General features: G+C 69.8%; 15 protein-coding genes and 1 pseudogene. 11 read left to right on the plus strand and 5 right to left on the minus strand.

The genetic code is table 11. The annotated features are described in order from the left end of the window. Positions 1-250 (plus strand): annotated as a pseudogene (locus tag Q0Q47_RS29935) (hypothetical protein); the annotation flags it as partial. A 132-nt stretch (positions 251-382) separates the two neighbouring features. Here the strand turns inward: Q0Q47_RS29935 and Q0Q47_RS29940 are convergent. Next, positions 383-889, minus strand: coding sequence for a DUF1993 family protein (locus Q0Q47_RS29940; protein ID WP_293868681.1), 507 nt, complete (start codon positions 887-889; stop codon positions 383-385). 193 nt (positions 890-1,082) lie between these two features. On the opposite strand from Q0Q47_RS29940, the gene Q0Q47_RS29945 reads away from it, so the two are divergent. The 4 genes from Q0Q47_RS29945 to Q0Q47_RS29960 all read left to right on the plus strand — a co-directional run bounded on the left by Q0Q47_RS29945 (position 1,083) and on the right by Q0Q47_RS29960 (position 4,591). Continuing rightward, positions 1,083-1,745, plus strand: coding sequence for a L,D-transpeptidase (locus Q0Q47_RS29945; protein WP_293868683.1), 663 nt, complete (start codon positions 1,083-1,085; stop codon positions 1,743-1,745). A gap of 70 nt (positions 1,746-1,815) precedes the next feature. After that, positions 1,816-1,950: a hypothetical protein gene (locus Q0Q47_RS29950; RefSeq protein WP_293868685.1), complete on the plus strand. Its 135-nt coding sequence runs from the start codon at positions 1,816-1,818 to the stop codon at positions 1,948-1,950. Positions 1,951-2,059: 109 nt separating this feature from the next. Continuing rightward, complete coding sequence (locus tag Q0Q47_RS29955) at positions 2,060-2,953, plus strand: aldose 1-epimerase family protein (protein WP_293868687.1); 894 nt, start codon at positions 2,060-2,062, stop codon at positions 2,951-2,953. A 60-nt stretch (positions 2,954-3,013) separates the two neighbouring features. Then, positions 3,014-4,591, plus strand: coding sequence for a peptidase S10 (locus tag Q0Q47_RS29960; RefSeq protein ID WP_293868689.1), 1,578 nt, complete (start codon positions 3,014-3,016; stop codon positions 4,589-4,591). Between the two features lie 28 nt (positions 4,592-4,619). Here the strand turns inward: Q0Q47_RS29960 and Q0Q47_RS29965 are convergent, their stop codons facing one another. Together Q0Q47_RS29965 and Q0Q47_RS29970 are read right to left on the minus strand one after the other, a co-directional pair. Beyond that, positions 4,620-6,812 carry a mechanosensitive ion channel family protein gene (locus Q0Q47_RS29965; RefSeq protein ID WP_293868691.1) on the minus strand — a complete coding sequence of 731 codons (2,193 nt, stop codon included), beginning with the start codon at positions 6,810-6,812 and terminating at the stop codon, positions 4,620-4,622. 7 nt (positions 6,813-6,819) lie between these two features. Then, positions 6,820-7,293, minus strand: a complete 474-nt coding sequence (locus Q0Q47_RS29970; RefSeq protein WP_293868693.1) for a GNAT family N-acetyltransferase — start codon at positions 7,291-7,293, stop codon at positions 6,820-6,822. A gap of 163 nt (positions 7,294-7,456) precedes the next feature. Between Q0Q47_RS29970 and Q0Q47_RS29975 the strand changes: the two genes are divergently transcribed. Both Q0Q47_RS29975 and Q0Q47_RS29980 read left to right on the plus strand, forming a co-directional pair. Next, a complete protein-coding gene (locus Q0Q47_RS29975; protein ID WP_293868695.1) occupies positions 7,457-8,440 on the plus strand; it encodes a DMT family transporter in 984 nt (327 codons plus the stop codon). 376 nt (positions 8,441-8,816) lie between these two features. Further along, positions 8,817-10,403 (plus strand): peptide chain release factor 3, encoded by a 1,587-nt coding sequence (locus Q0Q47_RS29980; protein WP_293868697.1) that lies wholly within the window; start codon positions 8,817-8,819, stop codon positions 10,401-10,403. A 153-nt stretch (positions 10,404-10,556) separates the two neighbouring features. Here the strand turns inward: Q0Q47_RS29980 and Q0Q47_RS29985 are convergent, their stop codons facing one another. Further along, positions 10,557-11,312, minus strand: a complete 756-nt coding sequence (locus Q0Q47_RS29985; RefSeq protein ID WP_293868699.1) for a class I SAM-dependent methyltransferase — start codon at positions 11,310-11,312, stop codon at positions 10,557-10,559. Between the two features lie 72 nt (positions 11,313-11,384). Next, the gene (locus Q0Q47_RS29990; protein ID WP_293868701.1) at positions 11,385-12,392 is read right to left on the minus strand and encodes an aldo/keto reductase; all 1,008 of its coding nucleotides are present in this window, start codon (positions 12,390-12,392) and stop codon (positions 11,385-11,387) included. A gap of 136 nt (positions 12,393-12,528) precedes the next feature. Between Q0Q47_RS29990 and Q0Q47_RS29995 the strand changes: the two genes are divergently transcribed. The 4 genes from Q0Q47_RS29995 to Q0Q47_RS30010 all read left to right on the plus strand — a co-directional run. Continuing rightward, the gene (locus tag Q0Q47_RS29995; protein ID WP_293868703.1) at positions 12,529-12,777 is read left to right on the plus strand and encodes a hypothetical protein; all 249 of its coding nucleotides are present in this window, start codon (positions 12,529-12,531) and stop codon (positions 12,775-12,777) included. 54 nt (positions 12,778-12,831) lie between these two features. Further along, positions 12,832-13,614, plus strand: coding sequence for a GntR family transcriptional regulator (locus tag Q0Q47_RS30000; RefSeq protein ID WP_293868705.1), 783 nt, complete (start codon positions 12,832-12,834; stop codon positions 13,612-13,614). 246 nt (positions 13,615-13,860) lie between these two features. After that, positions 13,861-14,640 carry an SDR family oxidoreductase gene (locus tag Q0Q47_RS30005; protein ID WP_293868707.1) on the plus strand — a complete coding sequence of 260 codons (780 nt, stop codon included), beginning with the start codon at positions 13,861-13,863 and terminating at the stop codon, positions 14,638-14,640. A gap of 26 nt (positions 14,641-14,666) precedes the next feature. Then, positions 14,667-16,803, plus strand: a 2,137-nt coding sequence (locus tag Q0Q47_RS30010) for a thiamine pyrophosphate-dependent enzyme (RefSeq protein ID WP_293868709.1), incomplete at its 3' end; no start/stop codon positions are given.

A 16,803-nucleotide genomic window follows, 5' to 3' on the forward strand; every position in this document is an offset into this window, starting at 1 on the left:
GGCGCGTCCCGTGCCGGCGGCTCGCCCGGCGCCTCGGCCCGCGCCCGCCGCCCCTGCGCGTCCCGCGCCCGCCGCCCCCGCAAGACCGGTATCGACCAGCGAGCCCGAACGCCTGCGCCGCCTGGCGCAGGAAGCCTTCGCCAGCGCGCCGGCCAAGCCCCGTACCGAGGCTGACCCGCCCGCACGCGCTCCGGCCAAGTCCGCGGCCGCTGCATCGCTCAGCGCCGGTTCGGGCTGGGAAGAGTTCTAGGCCACGGGGGCGTCGTCGCGCGCCCCCTCGTCTTCAGGCTCGCTTGGCCGGGGCGTCACGACCCGCTTGAAACGGAGCCCGCCGAATGCCGGGAGGGGGTGACCTCTTCCGGCCCGACGGCGGGCTTCGTCGTCAGATCTGACCCAGGAAGTCGCGCTTGCCGATCTCGATGCCGTTGTGGCGCAGGATGGCGTAGGCGGTCGTCCCGTGGAAATAGAAGTTCGGCAGCACGAAGCCGAGCAGGTACTGCTGGCCCTTGAAGGTGGTCGGGTTGCCGCCGAGCGTGAGGACGATGTCCTTGTCCTCGGTGCCGTCGATCTGTGCCGGCGTCACGCTCGACACGAAGTCGAGGGTCTTGGCGAGCCGCGCCTTGAGGTCGGCGAAGGACGATTCGGTGTCCTCGAACTTCGGAATCTCGATGCCGGCGAGACGGGCGGCACAGCCCTTGGCCCCATCCGTCATGATCTGGATCTGGCGGGTCAGCGGGAACATGTCGGGGTAGAGACGGCTTGAGAGGAGGACCGCCGCGTCGAACTTCTTGGCCGCGGCCTGGGCCTCGGCCTTGTCCAGGACAGCGGTCATCGCGTTGATTCCGCGCCGGAAAACAGGAATGGAGGCCTGGTACATCGAGATCGTCATGGGAGAGGTCCTCAAGATCGCACCTGAAGGGGTGCCGCGACGTTGTCGAACCTGGGCGTGACCGTCGTCAAGACGATGTGCGAGATAGTGCCGCGCCCACGCCACAAATTATGGTGACAGGGAACCTGTCCGCCCACGCCGGTGTTGCCGGACGCGACACGTGTCGTTGCACAGATCGAGGTTACTCCGAGTCATGATCAGCCGCCGTTCCATCGTCATTGGACTTCCCGCCCTGCTCGGAGGCTGCGCCGGCAACGACTACAGACCCTCGCTCGTCGCGCCGGCGCTGCCCTACATCGACCCGGCCTACGAGCGCATGTACGCGGCGCTTCCCAACGAGCGCTTTCCCGTGCCGGCGGTGGATCTCCTGGACGTGAACCCCGACTATCTGCGCAAGCCGGTCGCCTACACCGGGCCCGAGCGCCCCGGGACGATCGTCGTCGATCCGACGAACTGCTACCTCTACCTCGTCCAGCAGGGCGGCAATGCGATGCGCTACGGCGTCGGCGTGGGGCGCGAAGGCTTCGGCTGGAATGGCAGCGCGCAGATCAAGCGCAAGGCCGAATGGCCGACCTGGACGCCGCCCGGCACCATGATCCAGCGCCAGCCCGAGCTCGAGATCTATGCCAACGGCATGCCGCCCGGCCCGGAGAACCCCCTGGGCGCTCGGGCCATGTACCTCTATCAGGGCGATCGCGACACGCTCTACCGCATCCATGGTACCATCGAGCCGAACACGATCGGAACGCGGGTGTCCTCGGGCTGCATCCGCCTGATCAACCAGGACGTCATCGACCTCTACTCGCGGGTGCCCACCGGCACGCGCGTCGTGGTCCTGCCCGACATGGTCGCGTGAGGTGTGACATCGCACTTCGCGTGGTCGTAACCCGCGGCATTCTCGCATCATCGTTAGCGAGGAGGCCACGATGTCCAGCGAATTGCAGCAGATCCGTTCAGAGATCCGTCAGGCTCGCATCGTCACGACCCTGACCATCTTCTCCCTGTTCGCCTACGCCGCGGGATGCGCCGGCTTGTGCGTCCTGCAACTGGCCCAGTCCTGATCCTCCGGGCGGACCCGTTCCGGCCGGCGGACGGCCCGCCCTTGCCGGATGGCGCAAGCTGCGGTCAGATCGCTGCGGCGGAGGCCAGGCCTCCCCTGCGGAGCAGCCGATGCCACAGACCCTGACGATCTCCAGTCCCACCCTGTCCGTCGCCATCGCCACCACCGGCGCGGAACTGATGTCCCTGCAGGACACGGCCGGCCGCGAATGGCTCTGGCAGGGCGATCCCGCCTCCTGGGCGCGCCGCGCGCCGATGCTGTTTCCGGTGGTCGGACGCTGCGGCGGCGGCGGGGTTCGCCACGAGGGCCGCTTCTATCCCATGGCCAGCGGGCACGGCTACGCGCCCACCTCGGATTTCGCGGTCCTGGCCGCCGATGGGTCCTCCTGCACGCTTCGCCTCGATCCCAGCGAGGAGACGCGGGCCCACTTTCCCTTCGACATGCGGCTCGACGTCGCGTTCTCCGTCGCCGGAACGACGCTCACCCAGGTCGCGACGGTGACGAACGTGGGCCCGACGGTGGGCGTCGCCTCCGTCGGCTTCCATCCGGGCTTCCAATGGCCGCTGCCCCCGGCCGCCGACCGGCCCCAGACGGATCACGTCGTCCAGTTCGAGAAGGCGGAGACCGCGCCGATCCGGCGCATCGTCGCCTCCCGCCTGACGGTCGCGACCTTCCCCAACGAGATCGAGGTGCGGACCCTGCGCCTTCGGCCGGACCTGTTCGCCGCCGATGCCATGGTCTTCGACCGCCCCGCCAGCCGCAGCGTCTGGTTCGGCGTGCCTGGCCTTCCGGGCGTGCGGGCCGATTTCCCCGACTGCCCGCAGCTCGGCCTGTGGATGCGGCCCGGCGCGCGCTATCTCTGCATCGAGCCCTGGCAGGGCTACCACTGTCCCGAGGACTTCGACGGCGACGTCATGGACAAGCCCGGGATGGTGCGTCTGGAGCCGGGCGCGCGGTATTCCCGCACCATGCGCATGACGATCGGGGCACCGCAGCCCGCCTGAGGCGGCTCATCCTCGCCACGATCAACCGGCACCGTGTGTGCCCGTCCCCTGGAGCCGGCCATGCACCTTCCGTCCCCCCGCGTCCTGATCGCCACGGTCCTGATCCTCGCCCTGCCCGCGGTCGCCATGGCCCAGCAACGCGGGCCGCAGGGACAAGGACAGCAGCAGGCCCAGGGCGAGCGCCGCGGCAACGAGGGGGACGGCGATCGGCAACGCCAGGCCGAGACCGAAGCCCGCAAGCTGCCGGCGGACCAGACCACCCGCCACAGCATCGAGGTGGGCGGCCGGACCCTGGCCTTCACCGCGACGGTGGGATCGATCCCGCTGTTCGACGGGGAGGGTGGCCCCCTCATCGCCGAGATCGGCTTCGTCGCCTACCGCCTGGATGGCACCGACGCGGCGTCGCGCCCGGTCGCATTCCTCGTCAACGGCGGGCCGGGCGCGGCCTCCGCGTTCCTGAACATCGGCGGCCTCGGGCCCTGGCGCCTGCCGCTCGACCCGGTGTCGCCGTCGGCAGCGCCCGTCGTGGTGCCGAACGCGGAGACGTGGTTGCCGTTCACCGATCTCGTCTTCATCGATCCCGTCGGGACCGGGTTCAGCTGGACCACGCTGCGCGGCGACGAAGCCCGGCGCCGGTTCTGGACCGTGGATTCCGACGTGTCCGGTCTCGCGGTGGCCATGCGCAAATGGCTCGACAAAGAAAGCCGGCGCATCTCGCCGGTGGTTCTCGTCGGGGAAAGCTATGGCGGGTTTCGCGTGCCGAAGCTCGCCCGCGCCCTCCAGAACGATCAGGGCGTCGGCGTGCGCGGGCTGGTGATGGTGTCGCCGGTGCTCGACTTCGGCTGGCGCTTCCAGAACCGGCACACGCCGCTGCACTTCGTCTCCGAGCTTCCCTCCATGGCCGCGGCCGCGCTCGACGCCGCCGGCAAGCCGCCGACGCGCGAGGCCCTCGCCGCGGTGGAGCGGTACGCCGCCACCGAATTCCTGGCCGACCTCATGCGCGGGGCGCGTGACAAGGACGCCGTGGCCCGCATGGCGGACCGGATCTCCGGCTTCACGGGCCTCGATCCGGCCCTCGTCCGGCGCCTCGGCGGCCGGGTGGACCCGAGCGTCTTCGTGCGCGAGCGCGGGCGGGCCACCGAGAAGATCGGCAGCCTCTACGACGCGACGATCGAGGGGTACGATCCCAACCCGTCGGCCTTCCTGTCGCGCGCCGAGGACCCGGTGCTCGACGGCGTCGATGCCCCGCTCACGGCGGCGATGACCGATCTCTACAAGCGCCTGGGCTGGCGCCTGGATCGCGCCTATCGCCTCCTGAACCGGGAGGTTGGCGGGCAATGGCAGTGGGGCGGCCGCCGCGCCGCGCCCGAGGCGGTCGACGACCTGCGCAGCGCCATGGCGCTCGACCCGCGCCTGCGGGCCGTGGTCGTGCATGGCGCCACGGACCTCGTCACCCCCTATTTCGAGAGCCAGCTCATCATCGACCAGCTGCCCACCTTCGGCGATCCCGAGCGGCTGCGCCTCGCGGTCCATCCGGGCGGGCACATGTTCTACCTGCGCGGCGATTCCCGCGCCGCCTTCCGCGACGACGGCGAGCGGCTCGTCCGCGAGGTCACGGGCGCGCCCGCGCTGCGCTGAGCCGAGCCGCTCGATCAGGCGAGAGGCCTCAGGCCGGCTTGGGCTCGCCCTTGTGCGTCATCTCCAGTGCCTGCTGGGCCGCGGCGGCGAGGCCCTGTCCGCCCGCGCCCTCGGAGACCTGCACGGTGGGGAAGGCGAAGCGGATGCCGTTCTGGGCGAAGGCCTTCTTGAGCAGCGCGTAGGCGCGGCGGCGGATCACGAACTGCTCGCCGGGCCGCGTCATCATCTTCAGGCGCAGCTGGATGGCGAAGTCGCCCATCTGCTCCACACCCTGCATCTTGAGCGGCTCGATGATGTTGGGCGCGAACTCGGGATCGGACGCGAGCTCCTTGCCCACCTGCTTCACGATCTTCTTCGCCAGGTCGAGGTCGGTGTCGTAGGTGACGCCGATGGTGATCTTGTCGATCACCCAGTCGCGGCTGAGGTTCTGGACCGCGCCGAGGTCGCCGAAAGGCACCGTCGTGATCGGACCGCGGTGATGGCGCAGCTTCACCGAGCGCAGCGAGAACGACTCCACCGTCCCCTTGTGGCTTCCGGCCTGGATGTACTCGCCGACGCGGAACGCGTCGTCGAGCAGGTAGAACACGCCCGAGATGATGTCCTTCACCAGCGTCTGGGCGCCGAAGCCGATGGCGATGCCGACCACGCCGGCGCCGGCCAGCAGCGGCCCGATCTGGATGCCCAGGGCGTCGAGCACCATGAGCACCGTGATGGCGGCGATCATCACCATGAGAAAATTGCGCAGGATCGGCAGCAGGGTGCGCAGGCGCTGGCGCCGCCGCGCCTCCGGGGTGTCGTCGTGCACGAGCGAGTGGTGCGCGCCGTTGGCCTGCGGTCCGCCGAGATGGCCGTCGATCAGGGCGCGGATGAGCTGCCAGGCGAGGTCCGCCACCAGCAGCACGACCACGATGCGCAACAGCGCCCGCAGCGAGCGGGTGAGCGCCGTCTCGCCCATGGCGATGGCGCCGAGATCGAAGCCCCACGCCTTGGCGAGCACGGAGGCCGAGCCCAGCACGATGATGACGCGCAACGTGCGCTCGACGACGACGGCCCAGGCCAGCACCGTCGACTGGTCCTCCGACCCGCTCAGCGTGTCGGCGCGCACGACGTTGCGCACGCCCATGCGGATGATCCCCATGGCCATCGGCGCGACCATGATCACGCCGAGGGTCCAGAACAGGACGGGGATGCGCAGCGAGAAGGCGACCCACTCCACGACGAAGGCCGCGGTGAGGACGACGGCGATCATCCGGCTGATGGGCGGCTCGTCCTGCTTGTTGACGCGCAGCCAGATCACCGTGACCGCCATGATGGCGACGAGCCCGAAAAGGCCGGACGCGATCACCTCGCGAGCCGTCCGCGCGACCCCGACGAGCCCCAGGATGGTGACGAACGCCCAGGAGATGCCCGCCGTCAGCACCAGCGAGATCAGCGCCCGGAACCAGAAATGGGCGAGCGGCGTGCTGATCGGCAGCACGCGGAAATAGTCGTAGCGGGCACCCGGCGCGATCACGACGCGGCCGAAGGCGACGGCGACCCCGTACATCAGGAAGACCATCAGCATCGACAGCAGGGCTTCCCTGAAGATCGGCGGCCACGGGAACACGAGGAAGGCGCCGATGCTGCCCAGCAGTGTCGCCGTGAGGATGAAGAACGACATCGACAGGCGCATGCCCAGGATCTTCACGCGATCCAGGGGCGTCACGCCCGGCGCGTCGAAGATCTTCTGGAGCAGGCCCCGCGACGCCCAGAAGGCGGCGCGCCGCATCGCGTAGCCGCAGCCCATGAAGAAGGCGAAGGCCAGGAACAGGAACGGCAGGTGGAGCCGGTTGCCCATGCCCATGAACGTGTCGAAGCCGCTCGCGACGTCCCGCCCGACATGGGGCACCGCCTCGAGCAGCGTCTCGGCCCGGGTGCGCAGGCTGATGAGCTCCTCGGCGGCCATCATCGGCATGTCCATGCCGTCGGGCCGTGGCGCCGCGGTTGACGGTGCGGCGGCGGCAGGCTTGGCGTCGGCGCCGAGCTTGGGCACGAGCTTCTCGTCGACATAGGCCCGGCCGGCCTCGTCGTTCGGGACCTCGATGATGATGCGGATGGGCTGGCTCGGGGCCGTCTGCGCCGCCAGCCGCGCCGCGCCGGACAGCGAGGCGAGGAGGACCAGGGCGAGGCCGGCGAGGATTCGGACCAACGGCGCGGGGACGACGGCGGGAAGCTTGTTCATGGCCCGATCATAGCCGGCCTGACGGGAAGCGCGAGCGTGGCGCGTGCCAGGACACCGCCACCCAGGGGCCGATGTCGTTCATCCCGCCTTCGCCGACCGTCCAGCCGCACTGTTCGTAGAAGGCGAGGGCCCCGGTGTTCTGGGCCTGGCACTTGAGCCAGCTCCAGTCTCCGAACGTCGCCTCCGCGTGGCGGAGCAACCGCCGGCCGATGCCGCGGCCGTGCAGGGCGGGATCGACGAACAGCAGGTGGATGAAGTGGTCCGGCATCCAGAGCGACAGCAGGCCGACGACGCGGCCTTGCTCCTCGGCGACGGTTATGGTCTCTCCCCGGCTGTCGCGGGCGAAGTCCTCCGGCACGAACTGGGCCGGGTCGCACCAGGTGAAGGCGAAGCGCCGGCCCGCCGCGTAGATGGCGGCACAGGCATCGTGGTCGGCCGGCCTGTAGGGCCGCAGGATCACGGAGGCGGCAGTCGCGCTCACGCTCGCCTCCCGCTCTCGGCGCGGCTCGGTCGCATCGGGTGCATGGTTTTCGTGCGGACTATGCGTGGACGAATGGCTTGCACTTCCATATGCGTAACATTCCCGGCCGGCGCGCACGATTCAACGTGGAAAGTCCGGCGCAGAGGCAGGAGCCGGTCTACCGGTGCTGACGTCTTCCCCCCAGCCGACCGCTGACCGCCGCTACGCGACCCTCAAGGGAGTCGCGTTCTCGCTGCTGGCCTATCTGCTGTTTGCCACCTCCGACATGCTCGTGAAGCTCCTCCTGGGACGCTACTCGACGTTCCAGGTCCTCGTCTCGCAGGCCACGTTCGGCATGATTCCGGTGCTTTTCCTGCTCCGGCAACAGGGATTGCACTGGCCGAAGGGCAAGGCGGGGGCGTGGCTGTGGCTGCGCGCCATCCTCGGGGCGGTGGGCGGGATCTTCGGTTTCTTCGCCTTCGCCCGCCTGCCCATGGCGGACGTCTACGCGCTCGCCTTCTGCGCTCCCTTGATCGTGACGGTGCTCGCCGCGCCCATCCTGGGTGAAAAGGTCGGGATCAGGCGGTACGGCGCCGCGATCGTCGGCTTCATCGGCGTGCTGGTGATGGTGCGGCCCGGTTTCCAGACGCTCGAGCTCGGGCATCTGGCCGCCTTCCTCACCGCGTTCAGCGGCGCGACGACCCTCATGATCGTCCGCTCGCTGCGCCAGATCACCAACGCCGCCACCATGGCCTTCGCCGTCATGGTCGGCCTGTTCGTGGTGAACTTGCCCATCCTTCCCTTCTTCTGGGTGACGCCGAACTGGCAGGATCTGGGCATCATGGTCGCGTCGGGCCTTGTCATGGGATCGGCCCAGTTCGCCATGCTGCGCGCGCTGTCCTCGGCCTCGGCGGCCGCCATCGCCCCGATGCAGTACACGATGATGGTGTGGGCCGTGGTCTACGGCTTCTTCGTCTTCGGCAACGCGGTGAGCCCCTTCGTCATCATCGGAAGCGTCATCGTGGTCGCCTCGAGCGTCTACACGATGTACCGCGAGCGCGTTCGCGGCATCACCCAGCGCTCCGAGACGCCCTCGACGCCGGCGGGGCTGGCGTCTGCGCCCGGCACCGACCAGGACTCTACGGTGGACGACAAGAAGGCGGCCTGACGCGGGGACGACCGGCAAACCGGCGCGCTCAGCTTCCCCCGAAACGAAGAAGGGCCGCCCCTTCCGGGGCGACCCTTCCCTCTCGTGCCGCGGTCCTTCCGGACCTGCGGGCGCCGCTCAGGCGACGCGGACCTCGCGAGCGAGGGACCAGGTCACGGATGCGGACGACCGCGGCATAGATGCGTGAGACACTGGATCACCTCCTTTCGATTGTTTCAGGGACTCTGAAGATGGGGCGCCCGGGGCGATTTGGGAAGGGGGCATCGTCACGCGGCTTGATCCTGCCGCCGTTCCTCGCTACCTCCGGCCCAGCAATGGCCCGCCGCGCGCGGGTTTTCCTCATCCCCGGCCCACGCCGCGGGCCTGGACCTGACCGATGACCGACACCACTTCGCCCGTCGCCCGGCGACGGACCTTCGCCATCATTTCGCACCCGGACGCGGGCAAGACGACGCTGACCGAGAAGCTGCTGCTGTTCGGCGGCGCGATCCAGCTCGCCGGCGAGGTCAAGGCGAAGAAGAACCGCGTGAGCGCCCGCTCGGACTGGATGGGCATCGAGAAGGAGCGCGGCATCTCCGTCGTGACCTCGGTGATGACGTTCGAGTACGGCGACTGCGTGTTCAATCTGCTCGACACGCCGGGCCACGAGGACTTCTCGGAAGACACGTACCGGACGCTGACGGCGGTCGACTCCGCCGTCATGGTGATCGACGCGGCCAAGGGCATCGAGGCGCGCACGCGCAAGCTGTTCGAGGTCTGCCGCCTGCGCGACATCCCGATCGTCACCTTCATCAACAAGATGGACCGCGAGACCCGCGATCCCTTCGACCTGCTGGACGAGATCGAGAAGACGCTGGCCCTCGACACCTCGCCCGCGAACTGGCCGGTCGGTCGCGGCAAGTCCTTTGCCGGCACCTACGACATCGCCCGCTCGCAGCTGCGGCTGATCGACACCGACGACGAGCCGAAGAAGGTCAACGGGCCGACCGCGGACGCGGTCGTCTCGCTCCTGCCCGAGCATGAGCGCGAGGCCTTCGCCGAGGAGATCGGGCTCGCCGTCGAGGCCTGCCGGCCCTTCGACATGGAGGCCTTCCGCGAGGGGCACCTGACCCCCGTCTATTTCGGCAGCGCGCTGCGCAACTTCGGCGTCCGCGACCTGATCGACGCGCTGGCCGCCATCGCGCCGTCGCCGCGCAACCAGCAGGCCGACGGCCGGCTGGTGCAGGCGGAGGAGCCGCGCATGACCGGCTTCGTGTTCAAGATCCAGGCGAACATGGATCCCAACCACCGCGACCGCATCGCCTTCCTGCGGGTGTGCTCGGGCAAGCTGGCGCGCGGCATGAAGGCCAAGCTCGTGCGCACGGGCAAGTCGATCAGCCTCAACACGCCGCAGTTCTTCTTCGCGCGCGACCGCCTGCTGGCCGACGAGGCCTATGCCGGCGACGTGGTGGGCATCCCCAACCACGGGACGCTGCGCATCGGCGACACGCTCACGGAAGGGGAGGACATCCTGTTCCGTGGCGTGCCCTCCTTCGCGCCGGAAATCCTGCGCCGCATCAAACTCGGCGACGCCATGAAGGCCAAGAAGCTGCGTGAGGCGCTGCAGCAGATGGCGGAGGAGGGCGTGGTCCAGCTCTTCATTCCGCACGACGGCGCGGGCGCCATGGTCGGCGTCGTCGGCGCGCTGCAGCTCGACGTGCTCGCGGAGCGCCTGCAAGCGGAATACGGGTTGCCGATCAGCTACGAGCAGTCGCGCTTCTCGATCTGCCGCTGGATCTCCTGCGACGACCGGGTCGAGCTCGACAAGTTCATCGAGAGCCACTTCTCCTCGATCGCCGCCGACCTCGACGGCGCGCCGGTGTTCATGGCGCCGAACCTGTTCCAGCTGAAATACGACGAGGAACGCTGGGAAAAGATCCGCTTCTCGGACGTGAAGGACTACCAGGTGCGGGAAGCCGCCTGAGGGCTGCTTTCCAGGTCCTGCTCTCTCCCCGCGTCCTGCCCGGGCTTGGCCCGGGCATCCACGACTTTGCCGGGGCCGCCCTCAAGTCGTGGGTGGCCGGGCCAAGCCCGGCCATGACGGCGGAGAGAGTGTGCGAACGCGCCGGACGTTCCCTCAATCCACCTCGGCCAGCCGCGGATAGGGCGTCAACACCACCGCGATGTGGTCGAGGAAGTCGCCGCCCAGGATGAACACGTTCTTCTCGAAGCGCTGCAGCAGGTAGTCCTCGTAGAGCGACACCGCGTCGCGGCGGCACAGCACGTATTTGGCGGCCGCGACGATGTCCTCGCGGTCGATGATCATCAGAACCTGCCAGTCCTTGTTGGCGTCGAGCCAGCGGTCGACCGTGTCCACGAGGCGCGGATAGGCCGGGTGCAGCATGTCGTCGAGGCAGATCAGACCCTGCGGGTGCATGAGCGGCAGGGCGAGCGCGAGGTCCTTGGTGAGCGCCTCGTCGCCGTGCTCGCCGTCGATGTGGAAGAAGCGCACGCTGCCGCCGCCCAGGGCCTGCTGCAACTCGGCCGGCGCCATGGTGCGGCTGTCGCGCTTCAGGATGACGTGCCGGTCCGGACCGACGCCGTGGCGGGCGCAGTGGCCGAGCAGCAGGTCCATGACCCGGTCGTTCGGCCAGTCGAAGAGGTCGATGCCGAGCGCCTTCTCGCCGGGCTGAAGCGCCAGCGCCATGGCGATGAAGAAGCGGCCCTCGAAGGTGCCGATCTCGGCGAAGTGGCCGGACAGGCCGAGTTCGGCCTGGCGCTGCAGCAGCGCGGCGCCGATGCTCGCCGCGAATTGCGAGGACATGCCCCGGACGGTGCCGTAGCCCTTCTCGATGTAGTGATCGACGGTCGGGTCACCGGTGGGGATGAACATGGGGTGCTCGCTCGGCCTGAGGTGGCCGAGCTTAAGACGCCCGCACCGGGCTTGAAAGGGCCGTCTCGGCGGTCAGACGCGCCTGACGCGGCCCTCGAGCGGGTAGGCCGGATCGTTGTATCCCGGGGTCGACGGATGGCCCGGGGCGACCAGCCGGTCGATCAGCGCCTCGTCCTCCGGCGTGAACACGTAGTCGAGGGCGGCGATGTAGTCCTCCCATTGCTCCTCGGTGCGCGGGCCGGCGATGACGCCGGTCACGAGCGCGTTGTTGAGCACCCAGCCGACGGCGAGGTGCGTGGGCTTGGCCCCCTTCGCCTCGCAGTGCCTGCGGATCTCCTGGGCGAGTTCGAGCGACTCCTGCCGCCACTCGGTCTGCATCATCCGCGAGTCCTGCCGGCCGGCGCGGGTGCCCTGCGGGGGAGGGCGCGAGGGATCGTACTTGGCGGTGAGGACGCCGCGGGCGAGCGGGCTGTAGGGGTAGACGCCGATGCCGAAATGGGCGCAGGCGGGCAGGTGCTCCACTTCCGGCATCCGGTTCATGGCGTTGTAGTAGGGCTGGCTGACGACCGGCCGGTCGATGCCGAGCTCGTCGGCGATGCGGCAGATCTCCGCGACCCGCCAGGCCCTGTGGTTGGAGACGCCGAAGTAGCGGATCTTGCCGGCCCGCACGAGGTCGGCCAGGGCACGGACCGTCTCCTCGAGCGGCGTGTCGTGGTCTTCCTTGTGGAGGTAGTAGATGTCGATGTAGTCCGTCGCCATGCGGCGCAGGCTCGCCTCCGCGGCCTCCATCACCCACTTGCGCGACAGGCCGCGGCCGTTGGGCCCCGGGCCCGTCGGATTGGCGAGCTTCGTCGCCACCACCCATTCATAGCGGTTCGGCCGGACGGCACGCCCCACGACCTCCTCCGAGCGCCCCTCGGTGTAGGGGTCGGCCGTGTCGATGAAGTTCACGCCGACCTCGCGCGCCCTCGCCACGATGCGCTGGGAGGTGGCTTCGTCGGCCGGGCCGCCGAACATCATCGTCCCGAGGCAGAGCTTCGAGACCTTGAGGCCGCTGCGGCCGAGCTTGCGGTAGTCCATGGTCGTCTCCCGGGAGGCGTGTCGCGCAGGTTGGGCGCGCACAGTGGGACGCCCCGCCGGCCGTTGCAAGGCGGTGGCGGTGGAACTGCTCGGCTCCTGCCGCATTGCATCTCCTCCAGTCCAAGAGGAGGGCACGATGCCGATCCCGACACCGCCTCTGCCCGGCCAGGACCAGCCCGGCATCCCGCCGCGCCAGCCCACGCCGGGCGGCGTCATTCCCGGCGAGACGCCGCTGCCGCCGGACCCGGAGGATGCGCCGCAGCCGGGCCCGAATGGCCCGCGCACGCCCTATCCGGTCGACGACCCGCCGCTCGATCCGCGCGGCCCGGGCAGCGAGCCCGACTATCTGCCGGGCGTGCCCACCGATCCGGGCACGCGGTTCTGAGCGGAGCTTCGGGGTGCTTGCATCGGGCCCGTTCCCGGCGCAAGCATCGCGTCGATGAACGACGGCGCCTCAGTCCCCCGTAGGGTTTCGCCGCCTGCCTCCCGTCCCGGAGACCGGCGGCAGACGCTGCATGCCCTCATCCTCGACGGCCTGCGCGACGCCATCCGGCGCGGCGAATGGCCCGTGGGCGACCACCTGCCGTCCGAGCAGGAGATCGGCGAACGCTACGGAGCGAGCCGGATCACCGTCCGCCACGCCCTCCAGCGGCTGGAGGCCGACGGCTACGTGCGCAAACAGCATGGCCGGCGCACCCAGGTCGTCTCCCGCGAGCCGGCGCGGCGCCCGGTCTGGCAGATCGAGACGCTGGACGACATCATCGCGTCGGCGGGGAACGCGAGCCTCGCCATCGAATCCTACGGTCCCGGCCAGTCGGCCGAAGCCGCCGAGGTGCTGGGCCTGCCGGCCGACACGCCGCTGTGGTGCCTGCGCAGCGCCCTGATGCGTGACGGCGCCGCCTATGCGGGCTCGCTCATCTATTTCCCGCCGGACGTGGGTCGGCGCCTCACCCGACGCGACTTCGACGACGTGATCGTGTTCCGCGTGCTCGCGAGCCGGCTGGGGATCGCCGTGGCCGACGTGACGATGACGGTCCGCGCCGGCAAGGCGGGCCCGGACGACGTGCGCCAGCTCGGCTTGCGCAAGGGCGACCCGATGATCACGACGGAGCTCGTCTACCGCACGGCCGCGGGTGACCCGCCCGTCGAGGTGGCTTTCACCCGCTTTCCGGCCGAAACCTACAGCCTGCGCTATTCCCTCACGGTGCGCCCGCGGCGATAGCCGCCTCCGCTGGAACATAATGCGCTCTCCCTCCGTCGTCCTGGCCGGGCTTGGCCCGGCCATCCACGACTTTGCGTCGGCCAAGTGAAGTCGTGGGTGCCCGGGCCGAGCCCGGGCATGACGGTGGTGGGTGGAGAGGAGGCATCAAGTCGCTTGACACGGCCCGGCCATAGGCGAAGATGTTATAACAAGTTCACGAAGAGGCCGCTCGAGCGGCCCGCGGGGAAACGCACCGGGAGAGAAGCCATGCGGGTCGAGCTCGCGGGCCAGGTTGCGCTTGTCACAGGGTCCGCACGCGGCATCGGCCGCGCCATTGCGGACACGCTGGCGGCCAACGGGGCCACGATCGTCTACAGCGACAGGGAACCGGGCGACATCGCCGCCCACGCCGCGGCCGGCGGGCACCACTTCGTGCCCATGGACGTGTCGAGCCAGGCCAGCATCGAGGACGGCGTCGCCGCCGCGCTGAAGGCCGCGGGCCGGATCGACATCCTGGTCAACAATGCCGGCATCGGTGTCAGGGCCGATCAGCGCAAGCCCATCGACGAGTTCCCCGTCGACGGCTGGAACGAGCTCATCGCCATCGACCTGACGGGCGTGTTCCTGGTGAGCCGGGCCGTCATCCCGCAGATGAAGACCCGCAACGCGGGCCGCATCATCAACATCTGTTCGGTGCTGGGCATGGTGCCGATGCGCCTGCAAAGCTCCTACGTCGCCGCCAAGGCGGGCGCCGTGAACCTCACGCGCTCCATGGCGCTGGAACTCGCCCAGCACGGCATCCTCGTGAACGGCATCGCGCCGGGCTCGACGGCGACCGAGGGCTGGGCGAAGTGGATCCACAACGCCAAGGAAGCCCAGGACGCCCATGCCCGCCTGATGTCCCACATTCCGATGGGGCGGCCGGCGACCACGCAGGAAATCGCCAACGGCGCGCTGTTCCTGGCCGCGCCGGAGAGCTCCTACGTGACCGGGCACATCCTGGCGATCGACGGCGGCTGGACCGCCGGCTTCGCCCGCGACTTCTGAGCCACCGACCGCGCAAGGAGCGCCCCATGGCCGCCACCGCCAAGCTCGCCACGGTCAAGCGCCTGAAGAACACGCCGCCCTTGCCCGAGGGGCTCGACGCCAACGCGCTGCTCGAGCTCTATCGCAAGATGGTGCTGCTGCGGCGCTTCGAACTCGCGGCGCAGGTCGCCTGCCGCAGCGGCGAGACACCCGGCTTCCTGCACCTGTACATCGGCGAGGAAGCGACCGCCGTGGGCATCTGCGCCCACCTGCGGATCACCGACTGGATCACGTCGACCCATCGCGGTCACGGGCACGCGCTCGCCAAGGGCATGAGCCCGAACGTGCTGATGGCCGAACTCTACGGCAAGCGCGACGGCTGCTGCGGCGGCCGCGGCGGCACCATGCACCTCTATGACAGCGCCACCGGCCTCTTCGGCACCAACGGCCTGGTGGGCGGCGGCATTCCCTCCGCCGTCGGCGCCGGCATCTCGGCGAAGTTCCGGGGCACCGACGGCATGGCGGTCGCCTTCTTCGGCGACGGCGCCAGCAACCACTCGGCCTTCCACGAGGGGCTGAACTTCGCCGGGGTGCGGCGTGCGCCCGTCGTGTTCGTCTGCGAGAACAACCTCTACGCCACGGCCACGGCGCTCAGCGACGTGACGCTCAATCCGGAGATCGCCACCCGGGCCGCCTCCTACGGCATCCCCGGCATCGCGGTCGACGGCAACGACGTCATTGCGGTGTGGCAGGCGATGCAGGAGGCCTCGGCCCGCGCGCGGCGCGGGGACGGGCCGACGCTCATCGAATCGAAGACCTACCGCACCGTCGGCCACCACGAGGGCGATCCCGTCGTCGGCATCTACCGGACGCAGGAAGAGATCGACGAGTGGGTGAAGCGGTGCCCGGTCACGACCTTCCGCAAGCGCCTGATCGAGGACTTCGCCGTCGTCACCATGCAGGAGGTGGAGGCGGTCGAGGAGGAGATCGACCGCATCGTCAAGGAAAGCATCGAGTTCGCGCGCCGCTCGCCCGAGCCCGATCCCGCGACGACGCACCTGCACGTCTACGCCGACCCCGTGAACCCGTCGGAGGCCTTCGCGCCGATGCCGGCGGACACGGCCTTCGTCGAGACGAGCTGGCTCGATGCGGTGCGCGACGGCCTCGCCGAGGAGATGCGGCGTAACCCCAACATCATCTATTTCGGCGAGGGCACGGGCGAGCGCGGCGGCACCTTCGCGCACACCAAGAACCTCTACCAGGAGTTCGGCCGCGACCGGATGGTCGACACGCCCATCTCGGAGCTCGGCTTCACGGGGGCCTCGCTCGGCGCTTCGGCGACCGGCGTGCGCTGCATCGCGGACCTGATGTTCGCCGACTTCCTGTTCGAGGCTGGCGGGCAGATCGCGCTGCAGGCCGCCAAGCTGCGCTACATGTCGAACGGGCAGATGGCCGCGCCGATGGTCATTCGGGTCGGCGCCGGCGCGGTGCGCTCGGCCGGGCCGCATCACTCGGGCACCTATCATCCCATCTGGGCGCACATCCCGGGCCTCGTCGTCTGCCTGCCCGCGACGCCGGCCGATGCCAAGGGCCTGATGAAGACCGCGCTGCGGGCCGGCGATCCCGTGCTGATGCTGGAGACCAAGGCGCTCTTCGCCAGCAAGGGGCCGGTTCCCGAAGGCGACCACCTCGTGCCGTTCGGCGTGGCGCGCATTGCTCGCGAAGGCACGGATCTCACCATCGCCTCCGCCGGCCAGCTCGTGCACCGGGCGCTCGAGGCGGCCGAGGTGCTGGCCGGGGAGGGGATCTCCTGCGAGATCGTGGACCTGCGCACGATCCAGCCCCTCGACGTCGAGACGGTGGCCGAGAGCGTGCGCAAGACGCACCGGCTGCTGGTGGTCGACGAGGCCTATTCGCTCTACGGCATCGGCGCCGAACTCGGGCAGGCGATGAACGAGCTGTGCTTCGACCACCTCGATGCCCCGGTCGCGCGCCTGCACACGCGCCCCATGCCGCATCCCTTCGCGCCGGCGCTGGAGCGCGCCATGCTCGTGGGGGCGGACGCCATCGCCGCATCCTGCCGCGACCTGATGGAAGGGCGCGCCGCGCCCGCCGAACGGCTCACGGCCGGCGGCATCGGGCGCTCAGCCATGGCGGCGCCGCGTCCCGCCGCCCCCGTCGCAC

It is taken from the genome of uncultured Alsobacter sp., assembly GCF_945952055.1.
In the GTDB taxonomy this organism is placed as follows: domain Bacteria; phylum Pseudomonadota; class Alphaproteobacteria; order Rhizobiales; family Beijerinckiaceae; genus Alsobacter.

Excerpts from the sequence above, each read along its gene's own strand:
- Q0Q47_RS29940 (WP_293868681.1), bottom strand. The coding sequence starts at position 889 with ATGACGATCTCGATGTACCAGGCCTCCATTCCTGTTTTCCGGCGCGGA.
- Q0Q47_RS29945 (WP_293868683.1), top strand. The coding sequence starts at position 1,083 with ATGATCAGCCGCCGTTCCATCGTCATTGGACTTCCCGCCCTGCTCGGA.
- Q0Q47_RS29950 (WP_293868685.1), top strand. The coding sequence starts at position 1,816 with ATGTCCAGCGAATTGCAGCAGATCCGTTCAGAGATCCGTCAGGCTCGC.
- Q0Q47_RS29955 (WP_293868687.1), top strand. The coding sequence starts at position 2,060 with ATGCCACAGACCCTGACGATCTCCAGTCCCACCCTGTCCGTCGCCATC.
- Q0Q47_RS29960 (WP_293868689.1), top strand. The coding sequence starts at position 3,014 with ATGCACCTTCCGTCCCCCCGCGTCCTGATCGCCACGGTCCTGATCCTC.
- Q0Q47_RS29965 (WP_293868691.1), bottom strand. The coding sequence starts at position 6,812 with ATGAACAAGCTTCCCGCCGTCGTCCCCGCGCCGTTGGTCCGAATCCTC.
- Q0Q47_RS29980 (WP_293868697.1), top strand. The coding sequence starts at position 8,817 with ATGACCGACACCACTTCGCCCGTCGCCCGGCGACGGACCTTCGCCATC.
- Q0Q47_RS29985 (WP_293868699.1), bottom strand. The coding sequence starts at position 11,312 with ATGTTCATCCCCACCGGTGACCCGACCGTCGATCACTACATCGAGAAG.
- Q0Q47_RS29990 (WP_293868701.1), bottom strand. The coding sequence starts at position 12,392 with ATGGACTACCGCAAGCTCGGCCGCAGCGGCCTCAAGGTCTCGAAGCTC.
- Q0Q47_RS29995 (WP_293868703.1), top strand. The coding sequence starts at position 12,529 with ATGCCGATCCCGACACCGCCTCTGCCCGGCCAGGACCAGCCCGGCATC.
- Q0Q47_RS30000 (WP_293868705.1), top strand. The coding sequence starts at position 12,832 with ATGAACGACGGCGCCTCAGTCCCCCGTAGGGTTTCGCCGCCTGCCTCC.
- Q0Q47_RS30005 (WP_293868707.1), top strand. The coding sequence starts at position 13,861 with ATGCGGGTCGAGCTCGCGGGCCAGGTTGCGCTTGTCACAGGGTCCGCA.